Origin of the sequence: Mesorhizobium sp. M0808 (genome assembly GCF_040320025.1) — a bacterium.
Classification (GTDB): domain Bacteria; phylum Pseudomonadota; class Alphaproteobacteria; order Rhizobiales; family Rhizobiaceae; genus Mesorhizobium.
This window is the reverse complement of sequence record NZ_JAMYOX010000001.1, coordinates 455,154-473,176: the sequence shown is the minus strand read 5'-3', so window position 1 is coordinate 473,176 and position 18,023 is coordinate 455,154. Positions and strand designations below refer to the sequence as shown.

At 64.3% G+C, this 18,023-nt stretch carries 18 protein-coding genes and 1 pseudogene; 5 read left to right on the top strand and 14 right to left on the bottom strand.

Translation table 11 applies throughout. The features are described 5' to 3' along the window. Window positions 1-189: 189 nt before the first annotated feature. Window positions 190-2,187, top strand: a complete 1,998-nt coding sequence (locus NKI25_RS02460) for an AI-2E family transporter (protein WP_023675662.1) — start codon at window positions 190-192, stop codon at window positions 2,185-2,187. A 124-nt stretch (window positions 2,188-2,311) separates the two neighbouring features. Here NKI25_RS02460 and NKI25_RS02455 read toward each other — a convergent pair whose 3' ends face one another. From NKI25_RS02455 to NKI25_RS02415, 9 genes and pseudogenes are all read right to left on the bottom strand, one after another. Continuing rightward, the gene (locus tag NKI25_RS02455) at window positions 2,312-3,247 is read right to left on the bottom strand and encodes a phosphatidate cytidylyltransferase (protein ID WP_352998144.1); all 936 of its coding nucleotides are present in this window, start codon (window positions 3,245-3,247) and stop codon (window positions 2,312-2,314) included. Between the two features lie 22 nt (window positions 3,248-3,269). Then, window positions 3,270-3,932, bottom strand: a complete 663-nt coding sequence (locus NKI25_RS02450; protein WP_031211476.1) for a lysophospholipid acyltransferase family protein — start codon at window positions 3,930-3,932, stop codon at window positions 3,270-3,272. An 8-nt stretch (window positions 3,933-3,940) separates the two neighbouring features. Next, complete coding sequence (locus NKI25_RS02445; protein WP_352617063.1) at window positions 3,941-4,369, bottom strand: hypothetical protein; 429 nt, start codon at window positions 4,367-4,369, stop codon at window positions 3,941-3,943. Beyond that, complete coding sequence (locus tag NKI25_RS02440; RefSeq protein WP_352587009.1) at window positions 4,366-5,709, bottom strand: phosphatase PAP2/dual specificity phosphatase family protein; 1,344 nt, start codon at window positions 5,707-5,709, stop codon at window positions 4,366-4,368. The genes NKI25_RS02445 and NKI25_RS02440 overlap by 4 nt, the downstream gene beginning before the upstream one ends. A gap of 2 nt (window positions 5,710-5,711) precedes the next feature. Then, entirely contained in the window at window positions 5,712-7,499 is a 1,788-nt protein-coding gene (locus NKI25_RS02435; RefSeq protein WP_023675667.1) for a bifunctional alpha/beta hydrolase/class I SAM-dependent methyltransferase, read from the bottom strand. Window positions 7,500-7,525: 26 nt separating this feature from the next. After that, window positions 7,526-8,128, bottom strand: coding sequence for a CDP-alcohol phosphatidyltransferase family protein (locus NKI25_RS02430; RefSeq protein WP_023675668.1), 603 nt, complete (start codon window positions 8,126-8,128; stop codon window positions 7,526-7,528). A gap of 106 nt (window positions 8,129-8,234) precedes the next feature. Further along, window positions 8,235-8,915 carry a hypothetical protein gene (locus tag NKI25_RS02425; protein WP_031211478.1) on the bottom strand — a complete coding sequence of 227 codons (681 nt, stop codon included), beginning with the start codon at window positions 8,913-8,915 and terminating at the stop codon, window positions 8,235-8,237. A 64-nt stretch (window positions 8,916-8,979) separates the two neighbouring features. Next, window positions 8,980-9,500 (bottom strand): annotated as a pseudogene (locus NKI25_RS02420) (Hsp20/alpha crystallin family protein). A gap of 29 nt (window positions 9,501-9,529) precedes the next feature. Further along, window positions 9,530-9,997, bottom strand: a complete 468-nt coding sequence (locus NKI25_RS02415; protein ID WP_352569185.1) for an Hsp20 family protein — start codon at window positions 9,995-9,997, stop codon at window positions 9,530-9,532. A 345-nt stretch (window positions 9,998-10,342) separates the two neighbouring features. On the opposite strand from NKI25_RS02415, the gene NKI25_RS02410 reads away from it, so the two are divergent. Then, window positions 10,343-10,555: a hypothetical protein gene (locus tag NKI25_RS02410; protein WP_245274651.1), complete on the top strand. Its 213-nt coding sequence runs from the start codon at window positions 10,343-10,345 to the stop codon at window positions 10,553-10,555. 138 nt (window positions 10,556-10,693) lie between these two features. Then, window positions 10,694-10,963 (top strand): DUF982 domain-containing protein, encoded by a 270-nt coding sequence (locus tag NKI25_RS02405; RefSeq protein ID WP_352569186.1) that lies wholly within the window; start codon window positions 10,694-10,696, stop codon window positions 10,961-10,963. 111 nt (window positions 10,964-11,074) lie between these two features. Here NKI25_RS02405 and NKI25_RS02400 read toward each other — a convergent pair whose 3' ends face one another. Next, window positions 11,075-11,344, bottom strand: coding sequence for an usg protein (locus NKI25_RS02400; RefSeq protein WP_023718102.1), 270 nt, complete (start codon window positions 11,342-11,344; stop codon window positions 11,075-11,077). 338 nt (window positions 11,345-11,682) lie between these two features. Here NKI25_RS02400 and NKI25_RS02395 point away from each other — a divergent pair, with 338 nt between their 5' ends. Both NKI25_RS02395 and groL read left to right on the top strand, forming a co-directional pair. Continuing rightward, window positions 11,683-11,997, top strand: a complete 315-nt coding sequence (locus NKI25_RS02395; protein ID WP_352998048.1) for a co-chaperone GroES — start codon at window positions 11,683-11,685, stop codon at window positions 11,995-11,997. Window positions 11,998-12,054: 57 nt separating this feature from the next. Continuing rightward, entirely contained in the window at window positions 12,055-13,686 is a 1,632-nt protein-coding gene (gene groL, locus NKI25_RS02390; protein ID WP_352569187.1) for a chaperonin GroEL, read from the top strand. Window positions 13,687-14,062: 376 nt separating this feature from the next. Here groL and NKI25_RS02385 read toward each other — a convergent pair whose 3' ends face one another. From NKI25_RS02385 to NKI25_RS02370, 4 genes are all read right to left on the bottom strand, one after another. Then, a complete protein-coding gene (locus NKI25_RS02385; RefSeq protein WP_352571366.1) occupies window positions 14,063-14,560 on the bottom strand; it encodes a GNAT family N-acetyltransferase in 498 nt (165 codons plus the stop codon). Window positions 14,561-14,650: 90 nt separating this feature from the next. Continuing rightward, window positions 14,651-15,019 carry an endonuclease domain-containing protein gene (locus NKI25_RS02380; RefSeq protein ID WP_352571365.1) on the bottom strand — a complete coding sequence of 123 codons (369 nt, stop codon included), beginning with the start codon at window positions 15,017-15,019 and terminating at the stop codon, window positions 14,651-14,653. A 241-nt stretch (window positions 15,020-15,260) separates the two neighbouring features. Continuing rightward, a complete protein-coding gene (locus NKI25_RS02375) occupies window positions 15,261-16,277 on the bottom strand; it encodes an ABC transporter permease (RefSeq protein ID WP_352586997.1) in 1,017 nt (338 codons plus the stop codon). Continuing rightward, complete coding sequence (locus NKI25_RS02370) at window positions 16,274-17,842, bottom strand: sugar ABC transporter ATP-binding protein (protein ID WP_352721519.1); 1,569 nt, start codon at window positions 17,840-17,842, stop codon at window positions 16,274-16,276. The genes NKI25_RS02375 and NKI25_RS02370 overlap by 4 nt, the downstream gene beginning before the upstream one ends. Between the last annotated feature and the right edge of the window lie 181 nt (window positions 17,843-18,023).

Below are 18,023 nucleotides of genomic sequence, written 5' to 3'. Positions count from 1 at the left end.
AAAGTTCCACGTTCTGGCGCAGACATGGAACAGGATTGCCCGTGACGTCATTAATGCAAAAAATTCTACCATGACTGAATTTGCCGCGCTGCCGACCAGGGCAATCGGCGTCCAGCTGGGTGAGACGCTGCGAAGTTGCACGCCGGCTCAATATGCCCGATCATGGCGACGGCGGGGCGGAGGTATCAAGTGGCGGCAAATCGTCGAAACGACGCGCACCTGTCGGAGCCCCGGCGGGCGGGCATTGTTTCCGCGGCCAGGGCGCTTCCGCGCACATCGTTGCCCAGCGTAGCGTCGGTCGTGACGGCCGTCGCGGCGCTCTATTTCGGGCGCGAGGTCTTTCTGCCGATCGCAATCGCGCTGCTGCTTACCTTTGCGCTCGTGCCCATGGTGTCGGCACTCAAGCGAGCCGGCATTCCGCGTCTTCCTGCCGTGATCGCCAGTGTGCTCGGCGCATTCACGGTGCTGGCTCTGTTCTCCTTCATCGTCGCCACGCAGGTCAGTGAACTGGCGCAGAACATTCCGCTTTACCAGGCGAATATCCTGACCAAGGTCCGGTCGCTCAAGGAAACCGGCGTCGGCGGCGGCATCGTTTCCAGATTGAGCCGGGTGATTGAACGCGTCGGCCAGGAGCTCGACAGACCCGAGCCCGCACAACCCGCCGCCGATCAGCCTCCGCGGGAACCGATCCCGGTCGAAATCGTCGCGCGCGAACGACCGCTCGAGGTTCTCCAGAATCTGATCGGCCCGCTGCTGAGCCCGCTGGCATCGGCCGGACTGATCGTCGTGGTCGTCATATTCATGCTGCTCGAGCGGGAGGACCTGCGCGATCGCTTCATACGCCTCGTCGGCTATGGCGATCTGCATCGAACCACCGAGGCGCTGCAGGATGCCGGCAAGCGCGTCGGCCGCTATCTGCTCATGCAACTGGTCGTGAACATCGTCTATGCCGTCCCAATTGCAATCGGACTTTGGCTGCTGGGCATACCCAATCCATTGCTGTGGGGCTTGCTGGCGCTGGCGCTGCGCTTCGTTCCCTATATCGGCCCGGTCATAGCGACGCTGTTGCCTCTGTTCCTGGCGCTGGCCGTGGCGCCCGGCTGGTCGCTCGTGCTCTGGACTGCAGGGCTTTTCGTCGTGGTGGAACTGATCACCGGCAACGTGATCGAACCTTGGCTCTACGGCTCGCGCACCGGGCTGTCGCCATTGGCCATCATCGTTGCGGCGATCTTCTGGACCTGGCTTTGGGGGCCATTGGGCCTGGTTCTGTCGACGCCGCTCACGGTCTGCCTCGTCGTGCTCGGCCGCCATGTGCCGCAGTTCGAATTCCTCGACGTTCTGTTCGGCAACGAACCCGTGCTCGAACCGCACGCCCGGCTTTACCAGCGGCTGTTGGCCGGCGATCCCGAGGAAGCGACGGACCATGCCGAGGAGATGCTGGAGGAAGAATATCTGGTCGAGTTCTACGACAAGGTCGCGATTCCCGCACTTCTGCTCGGCGAGCAGGACCGGGTGCGCGGTGTGTTGAGCGATGAGCAAAGACAGCAGGTCGCGGGCAGCGCGCTGACGATGGTGGCGAACCTCGACGACAGCGCGCAGGAGGAGGCGGAAGCGGACGACACGGCCGCGGCCGAGGACCACGGCTCACGCGAGGACAAGCACGTTCAGGGGGAGGTTCAGGGCGAGGAAGACACCGAACTGCCGGATGGCACGGGCATGTCGGTGCTGTGCGCCGGAGGGCGCGGCGAACTCGACGACGCGGCTGCCGCCATGCTGGCGCAGGTGCTCGAAGTCCAGGGCGCTACGGTGTTGAGAGCGAGCTTCGCCGAGATGGAACCGGGGAGCATTCGCCGCCTTGAGCTCGACGCCGTCGATACTGTCGTCGTCGGATTTTTGAACCGGGATTCCGTCAAGCACGGGCGGTTCCTGGTCCGTCGGCTGAAACGCGCCAAACCAAGGTTGCGAGTGGGCATCGTGTTGTGGTCGGAAGCCGACAGCGACAACCAGGAGGCAGATGCCAGATTGGCCAACGAGATCAACGCCGATTTCGTCGCACATGGCATGGTAGGCGCGGTGCTCGGTGCGTTGTCCAGCGCTGCGCCGGTGGCGCTGAAGACCACCGCCAAACGCCGCATGCGCCGCCTGACGCCGGCGCGCAAGAAAGAGCCGCTCGCCGCGGCAAAATGAGCGCGGCGAAGACTGCGGCAGGTCGGGTTATTACCGCTTTCGCGAAAGTGGTAACAACGAAACGGATCAGGTTATCTTCGCAAGGTCGCGCTGAACCGTCCGCCGCGGCAAACGGCGCCAACCTTCATACAGTCCAGAAATAGCGCACCGTATGGAAGAAGACCGGGGCGGCGAAGACCAGGCTGTCGGCACGGTCCATCATGCCGCCATGGCCTTCGATCAGATGGCCCCAGTCCTTGACGCCTTGATCGCGCTTGATGGCGGAGGCGACCAGCCCGCCAAGGAAGCCCATCAGGCAGGCGATGAAGGCGACGCCGGCTGCCTGCAGCGGCGAGAACGGCGTCAGGAACGACAGCAGCGCGCCGAGCAGGCTCGATGCCGCCAGCCCGCCGACCAGCCCCTCCCAAGTCTTCGACGGCGAGACCGTCGTCGCCAGGAGATGCCGGCCGAACAGCTTGCCGAAAATATATTGCAGCACGTCGCTGCCTTGCACGGTGATGATCAGGAAAGCGATCAGCAACAGGTTGCGGCCTTCGAAGCCTGGCACCTCGAGCGTCAGCAGCGCCGGCACGTGGCTGACGCAGTAGACCGAAATCATGACCGCCCATTGCTGCGCCGAGACGCGCTCGAGAAAGCGTTCGGTGTCGCCGTGCAGCGCGGTGATCGCCGGCATCAGCAGGAAGCAGTAGACCGGGATGAAGATGGTGAACAGGCCGTACCAGGCGGTCCACACCAACCAGTACTGGAACGGGATGACGATGCCGAACATGCCGAGCAGCACCCAGTGGTCGCTGCGGCGGCTGTGCGTCAGCGTCACGAATTCGCGCAACGCGGCGAACGAAATCAGCGCGAACAGGATGGTCATGCCGGGGCGGCCGAAGAAGAAGGCAACGGTGATCGCCACCACCATCACCCACCAGGCATTGATGCGCTGGGTGAGGTTGACCAGCGTCGGCGACAACGGCTTTGGCGCGCGCCATGACAAGACGCCGGCGACGACGCTGGCGCTGATCAGCACCGCCAGCAGGCCGACAATCAGAATGAGGGTTTCGTGCATCATCGGCAGCATTTTGCCTTGGTCCTCAATCGTCTCGCTGCGGCCGGGGGTTGAGCGCCAGCAGCGTTTCGCGGGCGCGGTCGAGAAAGGCGCGGCGTTCCTCACCCGGTTGAATGGCGATCGGTGCGCCGAAGACGACACGGCAAAGCAGCGGCACCGGCACGAATTGCCCCTTGGGCAGCACCCGCGACATGTTCTCGATCCAGCACGGGATGAGTTCGACATCGGGCCGCGCCATCGACAGATTGTAGAGGCCGGAACGGAACGGCAGGAGCGGTTCGTCGGTCATGTTGCGCGTGCCTTCGGGAAACAAGATCAGCGAATGGCCCTGGTCGAGCACCGACAGCATGATCGAGATCGGGTGCTGCGTTTCATCCGTCCACTGCCGGTGGATCAGCACGGAAGACAGCATGTCCTCGGCAATGAAACGGCGCAGCCGCGTCTTGCTCCAATAATCGGCGGCCGCCACCGCATGGGTACGGGCGCGCTCCTTCTCGCTGAGGCAGGCCGACAGCAGGATGAAATCGCCGTGGCTGGCATGGTTGGCGAAGTAGATGCGCTGCCGGTCCGATGGCTGGCTGCCGTTCCAGATCGGCCGCACTCCGGTGACTACCCAGGCCAGTGCTGACAGGCCGACCGAGGTCACCGTCTGCAGCAGGGTATAGGTGCTGACGCGAAGCTTTGTCATGGACGGGCTCAAAAGAATGCCGCGACGACCGAGGCCGCCGCGAACAGGCTGAAGGCGATACGCTGCTTGGCGAGCAGACGGCGCGTGCCGGCCATCCGCTGGTCGAGCGAGCGGCCACCGGCCGCCGTGGGTTTCAGCCGCATGCGCGCCAGCACGTCGTCGATCGCCGCACCGCCGCCTGCTTCGCTGGCGTGGCTGGCCATCAGCCGGAACAGCAGCGCGTCGAACAAAAGCAGGGCCGAGAGAATAATTGTGGCTATGGCACCCGCGGCGGCGATCAGCCAGGCCGCCGCGGACAGCGACGATGTTTGCGGCGCAGCCGCCAGGCCGATGACCGGCGCCGCCAGCAAGGCAGCAGCAATCAACAGCAGCGGCCACGCAACCTGCACCATCAGTCCGGCGGCGAACGTCTCGGCCTTGTCTCGAAAGGCGGTCATGTCGGCGCGTCCATGCCAAGATGCACAGGCCGGCCGGCAGCGGCGAGCTGGCCTCGCGCCTGATCCGGCGTGGCGGCCCGGCCGCTGGCGACCAGCCATTCGGCGACGACGGCGGCGCTGCGCTGGAAGCCGAGCGCACAGCAGACCAGCACCGTGCCCTTGCTCTGCGCCGTCTCGATCGCCGCCACCGCTTGCGCACGCGCCTCGCGAGACGGCGGCAAAAGGTCGACCATGGGCAGGCTCAACCAGCGGATCGAGGCGCCGCGCGGCCTTTCCAATTCGCCGGCAAGGTCGATCACCGTGCCGAAGGCGTCGGCCTCGGCGGCGGTCGGAAAACGGCCAAGGGAAACACCGTCGGCAATGACGATCTGCGCCGGAAGCTTTCGCGTCCATGCCCACACATTGACCTTGGCGGCAACCCGGTAGGGCCACAGCAGAAGACGGCTGGCCAGCGACACGCGGCCATCGGCTGTTTTCTGGAACACCTTGGCGCCGGCGCCGGCATAGGCGAAAGCGACTATGGCCAGCGCCAGTGCCGGCCACAACAGGATGAGCCACAGCGCCGAGACCAATGCGCCGGCAGCGGCGCCGGCCAGCGCAAGGCTTGCGCCGAGCGCATAGAACAGCGCCAGAAGCCGCGCCTTCGGATCAGTGCTCAGGCGGAAGCCGGCGAACGGCAGCTCGCCGTCGCGCGAAAACAGCCACAGCGCGAAAAGGCCGAGCAGCGCGCCGGTCGGAATGTCGATGAAATGGTGCTGCCACGTCGTCAGCACCGAGGCGCCGATCAGGAAACACCAGACATGCCAGGCGACGCCGGCGATGCCGGTCAATCGGTGACGCCAATGGTCCCAGATGATGACCAGCAGCGCAATATGCAGCGACGGCGCCTGGTTGAAGGGTTTGTCGAAGCCGCCGAGCACGGCGAACATGAAGCCGGGCAGGCCGCTCGTCTGCGGGCGCACGAACGTCGCAGTCAGCGGGAACAGGATGAAGCAGGCGACGGCGACGATCTGTGCCGTCAGATAGCGGCCGGCAAGGCGGTCGACGCCGCTCTTCGAACTGTTCAACAGCAACGACAAGCCATAGAACAGGTTGATCGACCAGTAGGGCACGATCGTCCAGGCAAGGAACGCGACGCCATGCTCCCAGCCGAACACGATGCTGCCGAGGTCGTCGCGCCGCGACGCCAGCCAGTTGGCGAAGCCGTAGGTGGCGTAGAAGAACGGCGCCAGAAATGCCAGCCACAGCGCGGCGCGCAGGACTATCCCGGGATACGGCTCGTGCGGCAAGGCCGGAAGGGCAGGGGCATCGCGAGGTAAGGCAGAGGCAGGCAAGTCCATGTTCAGACGCGCCGCGCGACCGAAACGGTGAAGATGCCCCACTGGTCGATGCGCTGGTCGAGCTTCTCGAAGCCGGCGGCCGCCACCAACTGGTCCATCTCGGTCTGCGTGCGGCGGCGCATCACCCAGGCCTGGCCGCCGCGGTGCGAGGTCAGGCTGCGCGCGATCATCTCGAGCTGCGGATGCCAAGGCTGGTTGGTGTAGACGAGCAGGCTTCCGGGCTGCATGGCGCTGGCCAGTCCACCGAGCGAGCGGGCGATCATGGCATTGTCGGAAAACAATTCGTAGAGCCCCGAGACGATGGCGAGATCCGGCGCCGGGTCGAGCCCGGCCAGCATCGTGGCGTCGAAGGCGTCACCTTGATGGAAAGTGACGCTCGCCGGCAGCTTGCGCTCGGCGATCAGCTTGCGGCCGAGCGAGACGTTGAGCTCGGAGAAATCCTGCAGCCGCACGCTTGCCGGCGGCGCGGCGCCTTTCTGCACGGCATCGAGCACATAGCGGCCATGGCCGGCGGCGATATCGACGATATGGACCGGCCGGCCGGCGGCCTTGAGCGAGGCGGCGGCGCTGCCGATCAGCTCTTCCAGATGCAGCTTGCGCTGGCGGATGCCGCGCCAGCCGATGGCATCGAGAAAGGTGCGGTCGATCATGCGGCCAATGGGGCTGATGCCGCGCGCCTCGTTCTCATAGACATAGTCGAGCGTCGAGCCGGAATCGAAGCCGGTGGCAATCCCCGTCTTCATGCCGGACGACAGCCAGGCGCCCATGCGGATCGAAGCGCGGCTGATTGTCCAGTAGAGCCCCCTGGGAGACAGCAGCGGCAGCGGCGAGGCCAGCCGGTCGGCCTCGTCGCGTGTGTAGCCGGCACGGTCGGCCTCGGTCAGGTCGACCGGCTTTTCCGGCGCTGTGAACTGCCTTTCGAGGAAAGGCCTGATCAGGTCGAGTGCCTTGTGGCGGTCGCGCTCGCCCAGCGTGTCGTGAAAGAAGCCGGGCAAAATATGCCGCTCCTTGGCCGGGCTCGCCAGATTGACGAAAAACTCGTGCTGCGGTCCATGGCGCACCACCCAGTCGCTGCCGGAGATCAGAAGCTGTGTCGGCACGGTGATGGCGCGGGCGTCGGCGACGATGCGCGCGGCATGGTCGTAGAGCTCGACCAGGATGTTGGAGGCGATCGGCCGGGTGATCAGCGGGTCGGCGTCGAAGGAGGCGATGCGCTCGGGGTCATGCGTCAGGAATTTCGCCTTGACGTAGGAATTGACGAAGAAGCGGCCCTTCAGCTTCTGCCACAACGCAATGCCTTGCTTCGCGAAGGGCACGTAGAGCTTGACCGAGAAGGCCGGCGAGGCCAGCACCAGGGCGCGAATGTCGGGCGCGTAATCGTGCACCCAGGCGGCGGCAAGCACGGCGCCGAAGGATTGCGCGATCAGCGCGATGTCGCGCCGGGCAAAGCCGTCGCTGCCAATCTCGCGCACGAAACAATCGATGTCGCGCACCAGCGTCGCAAACGACGGCGCATAGCCGCGTTCGCCGGCGGAGCGGCCATTGCCGCGCGCATCCCAGGCATAGAACGCGTGGTCGGGCATCTCAAGCTCGTCGACCAGATGCGCCATGCGGCCGCCATGCTCGTGGCCGCGATGGAACAGCAGGATGGCACCCTTGCGGTGTTCCGACAGCGCCGGCCAACAGCGGTAAAAGATCTCGGTGCCGTCATGGCTCTTGAAGCTGCGCTCCTGCGCCACCCGCTCGATGTTGGCTGAAGCCACTGCCGCAACCGTCTGTTGGTGAAGCATGTTGTTCTCCCTGGCGAGACCGGAATTCAGCTGCCGCTCCCGTTAAGGCCGCTGTGTATCCGGTTGATGGCGGTCGCCAGCGAGAGTGTAGCCATGGCCGGAAACACGAGCGGCGTGAGCGCCGGGACCCACAGGCCGGACGCGATAAGCACGGCGAGGATGCCGAGCGCCAGCGCCCGGTCGCTTTTGCCGAACGGGCCGGCATAGTTGCGCCCGGTTCCTGCGGCGATGCCGAGCACGCCGGCGAACTCCGTGATCATAGCCGCGATCGCAAATGCAACGACGCCCCAGGCAGGAAAAATGACGGCAAAGGCCAGGATCAAAGCGAGATCGGAGACAACATCGCAGAGCTCGTTGAGATACATGCCGAGCTTCGAGGCCTGGCCATGTTCCCTCGCGAGCATACCGTCGATCGCATTCAGCGCCATTCGCGTAAACAGCACGAGCGGCATCAGCAGAAAGACCACGCGGTGGCCGGCAAGGGCTGCCACCACAAGGCCGGTGGCGAGCGAGAGGGCAGCGGCCAGCAACGTGATCTGGTTGGCGGTGATGCCGGCTCTGGCCAGTCCGTCGGCAAGCGGCCGCAACCTGGCCTGGAAGGCCGGTTTCAGCGCATAAAGCGTTGGCATATGCGAACCCCCCGGCCGCGGTGCAAATTGATGTTGGCGAGGATGGTCAATTGGCGCGCAAGACGCAAGGGCGGCGCCCACTACTTTCCGCAAACTTGCCGGACGGCTATGTCCTCGCTTTGACCGTGTCGCCCGGGAACAGTGCGGGCAAACTTTGTTCGGCCGCCGCCCAGGCGCGACTATGGTAACGCCGCAGGATGAGAATGCATGCGGCGAAGACCAGCAGCCCGCAAATCACGCCGGGCGTCATGCCCCCGCCGAAAGCAGACTTTACAACGATGCCGGTGAAGACGCCGGCAATGGCGCCATTGATCGTGCCCACCATCCCCGCGGTGGTCATGAAATATTGCAGCGGCGAGGGTCTGAGGCCCTTGTCGACCAGCACCGCCGAGGGGTCGTCATGCGTGGAATTGACAAGGTATTTTTGCAGCACGGGCGCCAGCTCGACGAAATAGTGGCGGATCCGGGCCATGCCGCGGGCATGCACCATGTCCTCGATGGCAACCTGCACAGCGCGTACGAAGGTGACCAGGCCGATGAAGAACAGGCAAGGCAGCAAGATCAGGCTGAACAGGATGAACGGCCTGCCCATCTCCGTGACCTGCGCGACGAAGGACAAGGCAATCGTTGCGCTCGAGACCGAGGTCAGGAACAGATCGGCTCGCTGGTTCGCTTCCTGAATGGTCGCGGCGCGAGCGTTTTGCAGCACGAAATGCTCGGTCGTCAGGCACTGCAGGGCGTGCTGCGCCTGGTCAGGCGGAACCGGAGCGTCGGGAGAACGGGTCATCGACATTTGCCCGCTTCTGCCCGCCGGAACCGGCAGGCAGAAGGGGGCGTCGTCCTGCGAGCTGTCAGGTCTTGCCGTCGCCGCCGCTGATGGCGATACGCTTGGCCTTTGCCTGGGCGCGCTCCGTCTTGGGCAGCGTCACGCTGAGCACACCGTTCCGGAACGCGGCGTTCACCTTGTTTTCGTCGACTTCGTAGCCGAGCGGGATACGCCGCTCGAAACGGCCATAGAAGCGTTCGGAGAACTGCCTGTCCTTGTCCTCGGTCTCTTCGCGCTTCTCGCCGCGCAGCGTCAGCACGCCGTCATCGAGCAGCAGCTCGACATCTTTCGCGTCCATGCCGGGGATCTCGGCGGTGACGCGGATCTCCTTTTCGCCATCGGCGATGTCGATACTGGGCCAGCTGGCGCTGGCCGCGGAGAGGCCACCGAGCGACGGCAGCCGCGTGTCGAAGCCGCGGAACGCCTCGTCGAACAGGCGGTTCATTTCGCGATGCAGCGTCAGGAAGGGATCGCGATCGGCGTCACGGAACAGGCTGGGGCCTGATTGTTCTCCCGGCCCCAGGGAATGAGATCACGAATAGCCATTGCATAGTCTCCTTTCTCGACTGGTGCATTCAGGCAGCCTGCTCGACCTGCGCGACCTTCGGCCCGGTCTTCGGCGAGGCGACATCGGTCGCGATGGCGATGCGCCGAGGCTTCATCTCCTCGGGCACCTCACGTACCAGATCGATGCTGAGCAGGCCGTTGTCGAGCGAGGCGCCTGCGACCTTGACGTGATCGGCAAGCTCGAAACGGCGGGTAAAGGGCCGTGTGGCGAGGCCATGATGCAGATACTCCGCGTTGTCCGGCTCCTTGTGCTGGCCGGAGACAATCAGGAGGTTGGGTTCATGGGTGATTTCGAGGTCGTCCTCGGAAAACCCGGCTACGGCGATAGTGATGCGGTAGTTGTTCTCGCCGCTGCGCGCGATGTCATAGGGCGGCCAGGCGTCGAAAGCCTGCGGCGCATTTTCCAGCAGGTTGAAGACGCGGTCGAAGCCGATGCTCGACCGATAGAGCGGGGAAAAGTCGAATGCGGTTCTCATAGCTACATCCTCCATCGAGCAACATAGATACGAGGAGCGCCAAAGAGCTGGCGCTCCCTGGCTTCGCCGGCCCCATTTCGGCGACCGGTGCCTTCGATCTGGTTATTGTCCGCCGCAAGTCAAGACCCGGTGGCTTTCGCTTTGCCGGTTTTTCGGGCCGGTTTTCGGTCGGCTCGGCGAGGCTGCCAATCCCCCTTTTTGCGGCGAGATGTCCGGCAGGAGATTGCCTGTTTGGTTTCAATCGCCAACGCTGACTTCCCCGGCCGGTTATTGTCAGCAGCAGGTCAAGACCCAGATTTCTTGTGTTGCCGGGCCCGTTCCCGGCACTCGCAGATGGAGCTGACCATGACACGCGACGAGATCATTTCTGTGCTGGGCCCGGTCGACGAAGCCGTGATCGCCGACATTGCGGCGACGGACGGGACGGTCCAGGAATTGCGCGAGGCCCTGGCCTGGATCGCCGCCGACGAGGCGTTGGTGAACGAGGGCCGACCGCTGCCGACGGCAAGAGTAGCGACGCTGATCGAACTGCTGCAAGGGCCCGACGAGGAGGAATAACCGGCTGTTGCCGCGATGCTCTTGAACCGCGCAGAGAGACGAACCATGTCCTTCAGCGGCGCCGGCCGGCCGCCGGTGCCTGCCAGCATAACGTTGCTTGCTCAAACAAGAAGACGATCAGAAAACAAGGAGGAAGTGATGGACGACGTCCGCTTTGCCGAGCCAATCACGTTGAAATTCCAATCCAGCGAGCGCAAGGTCGCCAGCAGTTGGGAAGCTATCGAATGCATGCGCCAGCAGTGGCCGGACCGTGCACGCGGCCGGAGTTGGCGCGCCGCCTATCGGACCTGCCGCGACGCGCTCGACGGCTGGCGCACCGCGCGTGATGCGCGCAAGGCCTTCGTCAGGGCGGCGCGCAAGGCTGGATTGCTCGCATCGGCCCGCAAGCCTGTCGACCACGCCGGCTAGCCCGGACCCCTCCGACATTGTGAGACCCAAAACAAGTGGGGGAGAGTTAGCTACCTCTCTCCCCCGCTTCGGAGACTTTGTCCGCTGTCTAGCGGCTGATCGGGTTGCTCCTCAGTGGACGGTAATAATGCCGTTTACGGCCCGCCATTCGGAGGGCTGGATCAGGTGATGATGGGCGACGCGCACCGAATGCAGCGGGCCTTCGATCTCGCGCTCCCAGAAATCGAGGAAATGCTTCAGCGTCGGGAAATCAGGGGCGATATCGTATTCCTGCCAGATATAGAGCTGAAGCAGGCTTCGATGGTCGGGCAGACGGTAGTGGATCTCCGCCGTGGTGAGGCCAAACCCTTGCATCTGGAGCTGAAAGTCCCTGCTGGTCATGCAATCCTTCCTTTCCCAATGAACCTCGGTCTGCAAAACGCCTCGCCTTCCACATAGGTTCCAGCCGCCGCAAGCGGCTCAGGAGACGGACAGATTTGGAAATCCGGCCGGGTCATCGCGCCGGAAACGGCGAATGTGCGAACAATTACAGCGTATTGGCACTCTCAGGCGTCGAGTGCTAAAATTTTTGCATTATCCTCTTGAAAGCTGAAAAAAGCGCGACTAGTTCGTATGCGCGCGATGCCTGATGAAGGGGTCGCGCACCCCGTGCCGGGCCGATATTGCCGGTCCGGTCAGGAGGATGTTCGAAAATCTGTTTGTCCCGAGAGGAGAACGACATGGCGTTCCGTCCATTGCATGACCGCATCCTAGTCCGCCGCATCGAGGTCGACGAAAAGACAGCGGGCGGCATCATCATCCCCGACACCGCCAAGGAGAACCCGCAGGAGGGCGAGGTCATTGCCGCCGGCCCCGGCGCGCGCGACGACAGCGGCCAGTTGCAGCCGCTCGACGTCAAGGTCGGCGACCGCATTTTGTTCGGCAAATGGTCCGGCACCGAGATCAAACTCAATGGCGAGGATCTGCTCATCATGAAAGAGAGCGACGTGCTGGGCGTGATCGAAGCCACGGGCGAAATGAGGAAGGCTGCCTGAGCGGGGCCTGAACAAGCATTCCAGTCAACGAAAAGCTGCCTATCGAGGAGTGTTCCAATGGCTGCCAAAGATGTGAAATTTCATACCGAAGCCCGCGAGAAGATGTTGCGCGGCGTCGATATCCTTGCCAATGCGGTGAAGGTGACGCTCGGTCCCAAGGGCCGCAACGTTGTCTTGGACAAATCGTTCGGCGCGCCGCGCATCACCAAGGACGGCGTGACGGTGGCGAAAGAGATCGAGCTTGAGGACAAGTTCGAGAACATGGGCGCGCAGATGGTGCGCGAGGTCGCCTCGAAGACCAGCGATACCGCCGGCGACGGCACCACGACCGCGACGATTCTTGCTCAGGCCATCGTCAGGGAAGGGGCCAAGGCCGTCGCTGCCGGCATGAACCCGATGGACCTGAAACGCGGCATCGACAAGGCGGTCGACGCCGTCGTCGCCGACCTGAAATCCAATGCCCGCAAGGTGACCAGGAACGACGAAATCGCCCAGGTCGGCGCCGTCTCTGCCAATGGCGATGCCGAGATCGGCCGCTTCCTCGCCGAGGCGATGGAAAGGGTTGGCAATGAGGGCGTCATCACTGTCGAAGAAGCCAAGACCGCCGAGACCGAGTTGGAAGTGGTCGAAGGCATGCAATTCGACCGTGGCTATCTCTCGCCTTATTTCATCACCAACCAGGACAAGATGCGCGTCGAACTCGAAGAACCCTATGTGCTGATCCACGAGAAGAAGCTCTCCAACCTCCAGGCCATGCTTCCCGTGCTCGAAGCCGCCGTGCAATCCGGCAAGCCGCTGCTGATCATTGCCGAGGACGTCGAAGGCGAGGCGCTGGCGACGCTTGTCGTCAACAAGCTGCGCGGTGGCCTGAAGGTTGCAGCTGTCAAGGCGCCGGGTTTTGGTGACCGCCGCAAGGCCATGCTCGAAGACATTGCCATCCTGACCGGCGGCACGGCGATCTCGGAAGACCTCGGCATCAAGCTCGAGAACGTCACACTGGAGATGCTCGGCCGCGCCAAGAAGGTGCTGATCGAGAAGGAAAACACCACCATCGTCGACGGCGCCGGCCGCAAGGATGAAATCCAGGCGCGCGTCAGCCAGATCAAGGCGCAGGTCGAGGAAACCACCTCCGACTACGACCGCGAGAAGCTGCAGGAGCGGTTGGCCAAGCTCGCAGGCGGTGTCGCCGTCATCCGTGTCGGCGGCTCGACCGAAATCGAGGTCAAGGAGCGCAAGGATCGCGTCGACGATGCAATGCACGCCACACGCGCGGCGGTCGAGGAAGGTATCCTGCCCGGCGGTGGCGTGGCGCTGCTGAGGGCGGCGAAGGCGCTCGACAATATCGAGGTCGACAATCCGGACCAGAAGACCGGCGTCGAGATCGTGCGTCGCGCGATCGAGGCCCCGGTGCGCCAGATCGCCGAAAATGCCGGCGCCGAAGGTTCGATCATCGTCGGCAAGCTGCGCGAGACGGCCGATTTCGGCTATGGCTGGAACGCGCAGACCAACGAGTTCGGCGACCTCTACAGTCAAGGCGTCATCGACCCGGCCAAGGTCGTACGCACTGCCCTGCAGGGTGCCGCCTCTGTTGCCGGCCTGCTGGTGACGACCGAGGCGATGGTGGCCGAGAAGCCGAAGAAGGAAACGCCCATGCCTCCGATGCCCGGCGGTGGCGGCATGGACTTCTAAGGCCAGGCTTCCAAAGCGCGACTTCGAAACGGCAGATGGACCGTGTCCGCCTTCGTCGCCCTCGCCCGCCGCAACGACCTGCTTGCGCCGCAGACGAGCGGGATGGTTGCCGGCGAGAGCGTTGCTGGCGCGACGGTTGCCGACTGGGCAACGCGCGCACAGCGCGTTAACGCCGGTCTGAGCGGTCGGAGAAGTCGCCAATCTCCCCCTTGAGGGAGAGATGTCGCCGAAGGCGACAGAGAGGGTCGGTACGTCCTGGCGCGACGCCCTGTGGGACGAAAGAGAAGGTTGGCGCTTCACGCGAGGCGCCCCCCTCTGTCCTGCCGGACATCTCCCCCTCAAGGGGGGAGATTACGCGCTCAGCCGCTTTCGCTTGCTAAGCCCGTGGTAGCAGCCGGCGCATGATCAGCGAGGCGTGGCCGCCCACGCCGTGTGCAGCCGGCCGGCGCTCGACGACCTCGAAGCCGTGCTTGCGATAGAAGGCGATTGCGCGGTCGTTGCCCTCGATCACTTCCAGGGCGATGCTGGGAATACCCGCATGCGCGGCAAGAACGGCATGCAGCAGGTCGGCGGCAAGGCCGGTGCCGTACTCGCTTTTGTCTATATGGAGCCGCTCGAGCATGACCTCGCCTTTGTCGTCCATCGCGGCCATCGCATAACCGGCGAGCGAGCCGTCAGCCCGCTCGGCGACGAAGGACATCTTGCTGTCGTCCCTGAGCTCGGCCGCCAGCCGCTCCGGCGCGTGCCTCTCATCCGACAGCCGCGCCGTGGTCTCGGCACCCAGGATCGGCGAATAGGTGTAGCGCCAGGACCCTCCAAGCAGCCGCGACACCGCCGGAACGTCCTGTTCGGTCATGGTTCTTATCTGGGTCATTGGCACCTCGCCTCAGAAACCTGCCCCTTTTGAGCGGAGATGTCCGGCAAGACAGAGAGGTGCTGTCCCGCCGACCCTGCACGGCTGAGTTCAGCGCACATCCGCGCCGGCCACCATGACTATGTGCTGGCAGACATTATCGATATCGCGAATGACGTCGTCGTTCCAGAACCGCAGGATAGTCCAGTCCAGCGCTTCAAGCCGTGCGCTTCTGGTAGCGTCCCATATTGAGGCATCGGCCCGGGCATGCTGGGAGCCATCCAGTTCGACAATCAGCTTTTTGTCCGGGCAGGCAAAATCGACAATATGGCCTGCAATTGGCATCTGCCGCCGAAATGCCAGCCCCATGAGTCGATGCGCCCGGACCTCATTCCAGAGCTTCAGCTCGGCAGCCGTCATGGCCTTGCGCATCTTGCGCGCATTGCCGCGGTTACGGGGAGGTACGGGATAGTGATTCACTACTTCTATTCCTCAGCGCGAAACTTGCCCATCTTCTCTATGCTGCGCTTGAACACCCCCTCTGTCCTGCCGGACATCTCCCCCTCAAGGGGGGAGATTGGCAGCTTCGCCGAAAGTTCTCCCTTCTTTAGAGATTGGCGAAAGCTGGAGCGACGTCCAATCTCCCCCCTTGAGGGGGAGATGTCCGGCAGGACAGAGGGGGGGTGCTGGCCCGCCGACCTGGATAGGTATGGCACCTGTATCACCGCCTCACCCGCGATTTCAGCCAGCGATCGAAGGCCACCGCGAGGATGAGGATCAGGCCGATGACGATGCTTTGCGTGTAGGACGAGACGTTGTTGAACTGCAGCCCGTTCTGCAAGACGCCGATCAGTCCTGCACCGACCACCGTGCCGCCGACGCTGCCGATGCCGCCGAACAGCGAGGTGCCGCCGATAACGACCGCCGAGATCACCGTCAACTCGTAGCCGATGCCGGCGACGGCTTCGGAGGAGTTGAGCCGCGCCGACAAAACGAAGGCGGCAAGGCCGGCGAAGAAGCCGACGATGATGTAGACCGAGATCAGGATGCGGTCGACACGCAGGCCGGAGAGCCGTGCCGCCTCGGCATTGCCGCCGACGGCATAGACCGCGCGGCCGTAACGTGTGTAGCGCAGCACGATATGGCAAAGGATCGCGGCAATCGCGAAGATGATCGCCGGCACCGGCACCGGGCCGATCAGGCCGGTACCGAACCAGCGCATCGAGGCGTCGAAGCCGGAGATCGGGCCGCCATTGGAAATCGTCAAGGTCAGGCCGCGAAACACGGTGAGGCCGCCGAGCGTGACGACGAAGGGCGGCACTTTCAGCCTGGTGATGGCAAAACCCTGGACGCCGCCGGCCATGGCGCCGACGACGACGGCGGCGAGAAGGGCGGCGAACCAGCCGTAGCCTTGCGTGCCAGACGTCGACAGCGACAGTGTGTTGGCGGTGCCGCCTTTGGCCACCACCGCCGCGACCATGCCGCAGAAGGCGAGCAGCGAGCCGACCGACAGATCGATACCGGCCGTCAGGATGACGAAGGTCATGCCGAGCGCGATCAGCCCGGTGATCGAGATCTGGCGCATGATGTTGAACAGGTTGATCGGGTCGATGAAGCTCGGCTTCAGCACGGTGAAGACGACAATCAGCAACGCCAGGAACATCAGCGGGCCGAAGCTCATCAGCAGGCGCGCAATATTGACGCCGCGGCGCTGGCTCCGTTCGGTCGTGCTGGTCATTGCGTTGCTTCCTGCTTCTGGTCGAGCGCCATCAGTTCCATCAGTTTCTCCTCGGTCGCCTCGATGCCAGGCATCTCGCCGGTGATGCGCCCGCGCCGCATGGTGACGATCCTGTCCGACACCGCAAGCACTTCGGGCAGCTCGGACGAGATCATCATGATGGCGATGCCGCGCGCCGCGAGCTCTACCAGGATCTGGTGCACCTCCGCCTTGGCGCCGACATCGACACCACGCGTCGGTTCATCGACGATCAGCACCTTGGGATCGCGTGCCAGCCAGCGGGCAAGGATGACCTTCTGCTGGTTGCCACCGGACAGTCCCTCGATCGCCTGCTCGGGCGAGGCCATGCGGATCGACAGCGTCTTCCTATAGTTCGCCAACGCCTCGCGCTCTCGCCGCTCGGCCATGAAGCCGACATTGGAGTAGCGGTCGAGCGCGGCGATCGAGAAATTGGTGAGGATGGCGAGTGCTGCGAAGATTGCCTGGTGCTTGCGGTCTTCCGGAACCAGCCCGATGCCGAGCTCGATGGCGTCGGCGGGTGAGGCGGGCGCGATCGGCTTGCCGTCGAGCATGATGGTGCCGGCTGCAATGCGGTCGGCGCCGAAGATGGCGCGGGCGAGCTCGGTGCGGCCGGAGCCGACGAGCCCGGCGACGCCGAGGATTTCGCCCGCCTTGAGGTCGAGATCGACGCCTTCGAGCACGATGGCGTGCGGCGCCTGCGGATCGCGCACCGTGCGCAGGCCGCGCACCGAGAGCCGGACGTCGCCGGCGACGTCGCGCTGCGTCGGCCTGGCATAGAGCTCGGAAGCGGCGCGGCCGACCATCTTCTCGATGATCTTCGGCAGTTTGATCGGCCCGCCTTCGCGGTCGAGATGGCCGGCCAGCCTGCCGTCGCGCAGCACCGTCATGCGGTCGCAGATCGCCGAGGCCTCCTCCAGCCGGTGGGTGACGAACATGATGGCGACGCCATGCTTGCGCAGCCGGCCCATGATCGACATCAGCCTGTGCACTTCGGTTTCGGTCAGCGCCGAGGTCGGCTCGTCCATGATGATCAAGCGGCTCTTCAGCGATAGCGCACGGGCGATCTCGACCAGCTGCTGCTCGGCCACCGACAGCGCCGACACCGGCGTCGCCGGGTCGAGGTCGAGGCCGACGCGAGCGATGATCGCGCGTGAGTCTTCCACCATCTTCCGCCAACTGACCAGCCCGAACCGGCCGAGCGGTGCGCGGCCGATGAAGATATTCTCCGCCACGGTCAGCGTCGGGATCAGGCTCAGTTCCTGGTAGATTGTTACGATGCCGTGGCGCTTGGCATCCTGCGGATTGTGCGGGCTGAATTCGACCCCATCGAAGACGATGCGGCCGCTGGACGGCGGCATCACGCCGGACAGGATCTTGAGCAGCGTCGATTTGCCGGCTCCGTTCTCGCCGAGCAGGCCGAGGATCTCGCCGGGGCGGACTTCGAGCGAAACGTCGTTCAGCGCGGTGACGCCGGCAAAGCGCTTGGTCACGCCCTCGACGGTGAGCAGGGCGGGAGAGGGCGCGATGGCGGCTGCCTTGGGCAAAGTTTGCTCCTGGATTGCGATTGCCGGCGGGACAGCGCCCCCCCTCTGTCCTACCGGACATCTCCCCCACGAGGGGGGAGATTGGATGTCACCTCGGCTTTCGCCAATCTTCCTGCGTTGCAGAAAAGGCGCCATCGGCGAAGCTCCCGATCTTCCCCCAAGTGGGGGAGATGCCCGGCAG

What these genes read in the sequence shown, in the direction of transcription:
- NKI25_RS02435 (WP_023675667.1), bottom strand. Translation starts at nt 7,499, where the DNA reads ATGCTTCACCAACAGACGGTTGCGGCAGTGGCTTCAGCCAACATCGAG.
- NKI25_RS02375 (WP_352586997.1), bottom strand. Translation starts at nt 16,277, where the DNA reads ATGACCAGCACGACCGAACGGAGCCAGCGCCGCGGCGTCAATATTGCG.
- NKI25_RS02405 (WP_352569186.1), top strand. Translation starts at nt 10,694, where the DNA reads ATGGACGACGTCCGCTTTGCCGAGCCAATCACGTTGAAATTCCAATCC.
- NKI25_RS02400 (WP_023718102.1), bottom strand. Translation starts at nt 11,344, where the DNA reads ATGACCAGCAGGGACTTTCAGCTCCAGATGCAAGGGTTTGGCCTCACC.
- NKI25_RS02445 (WP_352617063.1), bottom strand. Translation starts at nt 4,369, where the DNA reads ATGACCGCCTTTCGAGACAAGGCCGAGACGTTCGCCGCCGGACTGATG.
- groL (WP_352569187.1), top strand. Translation starts at nt 12,055, where the DNA reads ATGGCTGCCAAAGATGTGAAATTTCATACCGAAGCCCGCGAGAAGATG.
- NKI25_RS02395 (WP_352998048.1), top strand. Translation starts at nt 11,683, where the DNA reads ATGGCGTTCCGTCCATTGCATGACCGCATCCTAGTCCGCCGCATCGAG.
- NKI25_RS02410 (WP_245274651.1), top strand. Translation starts at nt 10,343, where the DNA reads ATGACACGCGACGAGATCATTTCTGTGCTGGGCCCGGTCGACGAAGCC.
- NKI25_RS02415 (WP_352569185.1), bottom strand. Translation starts at nt 9,997, where the DNA reads ATGAGAACCGCATTCGACTTTTCCCCGCTCTATCGGTCGAGCATCGGC.
- NKI25_RS02425 (WP_031211478.1), bottom strand. Translation starts at nt 8,915, where the DNA reads ATGACCCGTTCTCCCGACGCTCCGGTTCCGCCTGACCAGGCGCAGCAC.
- NKI25_RS02455 (WP_352998144.1), bottom strand. Translation starts at nt 3,247, where the DNA reads ATGATGCACGAAACCCTCATTCTGATTGTCGGCCTGCTGGCGGTGCTG.
- NKI25_RS02440 (WP_352587009.1), bottom strand. Translation starts at nt 5,709, where the DNA reads ATGGACTTGCCTGCCTCTGCCTTACCTCGCGATGCCCCTGCCCTTCCG.
- NKI25_RS02385 (WP_352571366.1), bottom strand. Translation starts at nt 14,560, where the DNA reads ATGACCCAGATAAGAACCATGACCGAACAGGACGTTCCGGCGGTGTCG.
- NKI25_RS02450 (WP_031211476.1), bottom strand. Translation starts at nt 3,932, where the DNA reads ATGACAAAGCTTCGCGTCAGCACCTATACCCTGCTGCAGACGGTGACC.
- NKI25_RS02430 (WP_023675668.1), bottom strand. Translation starts at nt 8,128, where the DNA reads ATGCCAACGCTTTATGCGCTGAAACCGGCCTTCCAGGCCAGGTTGCGG.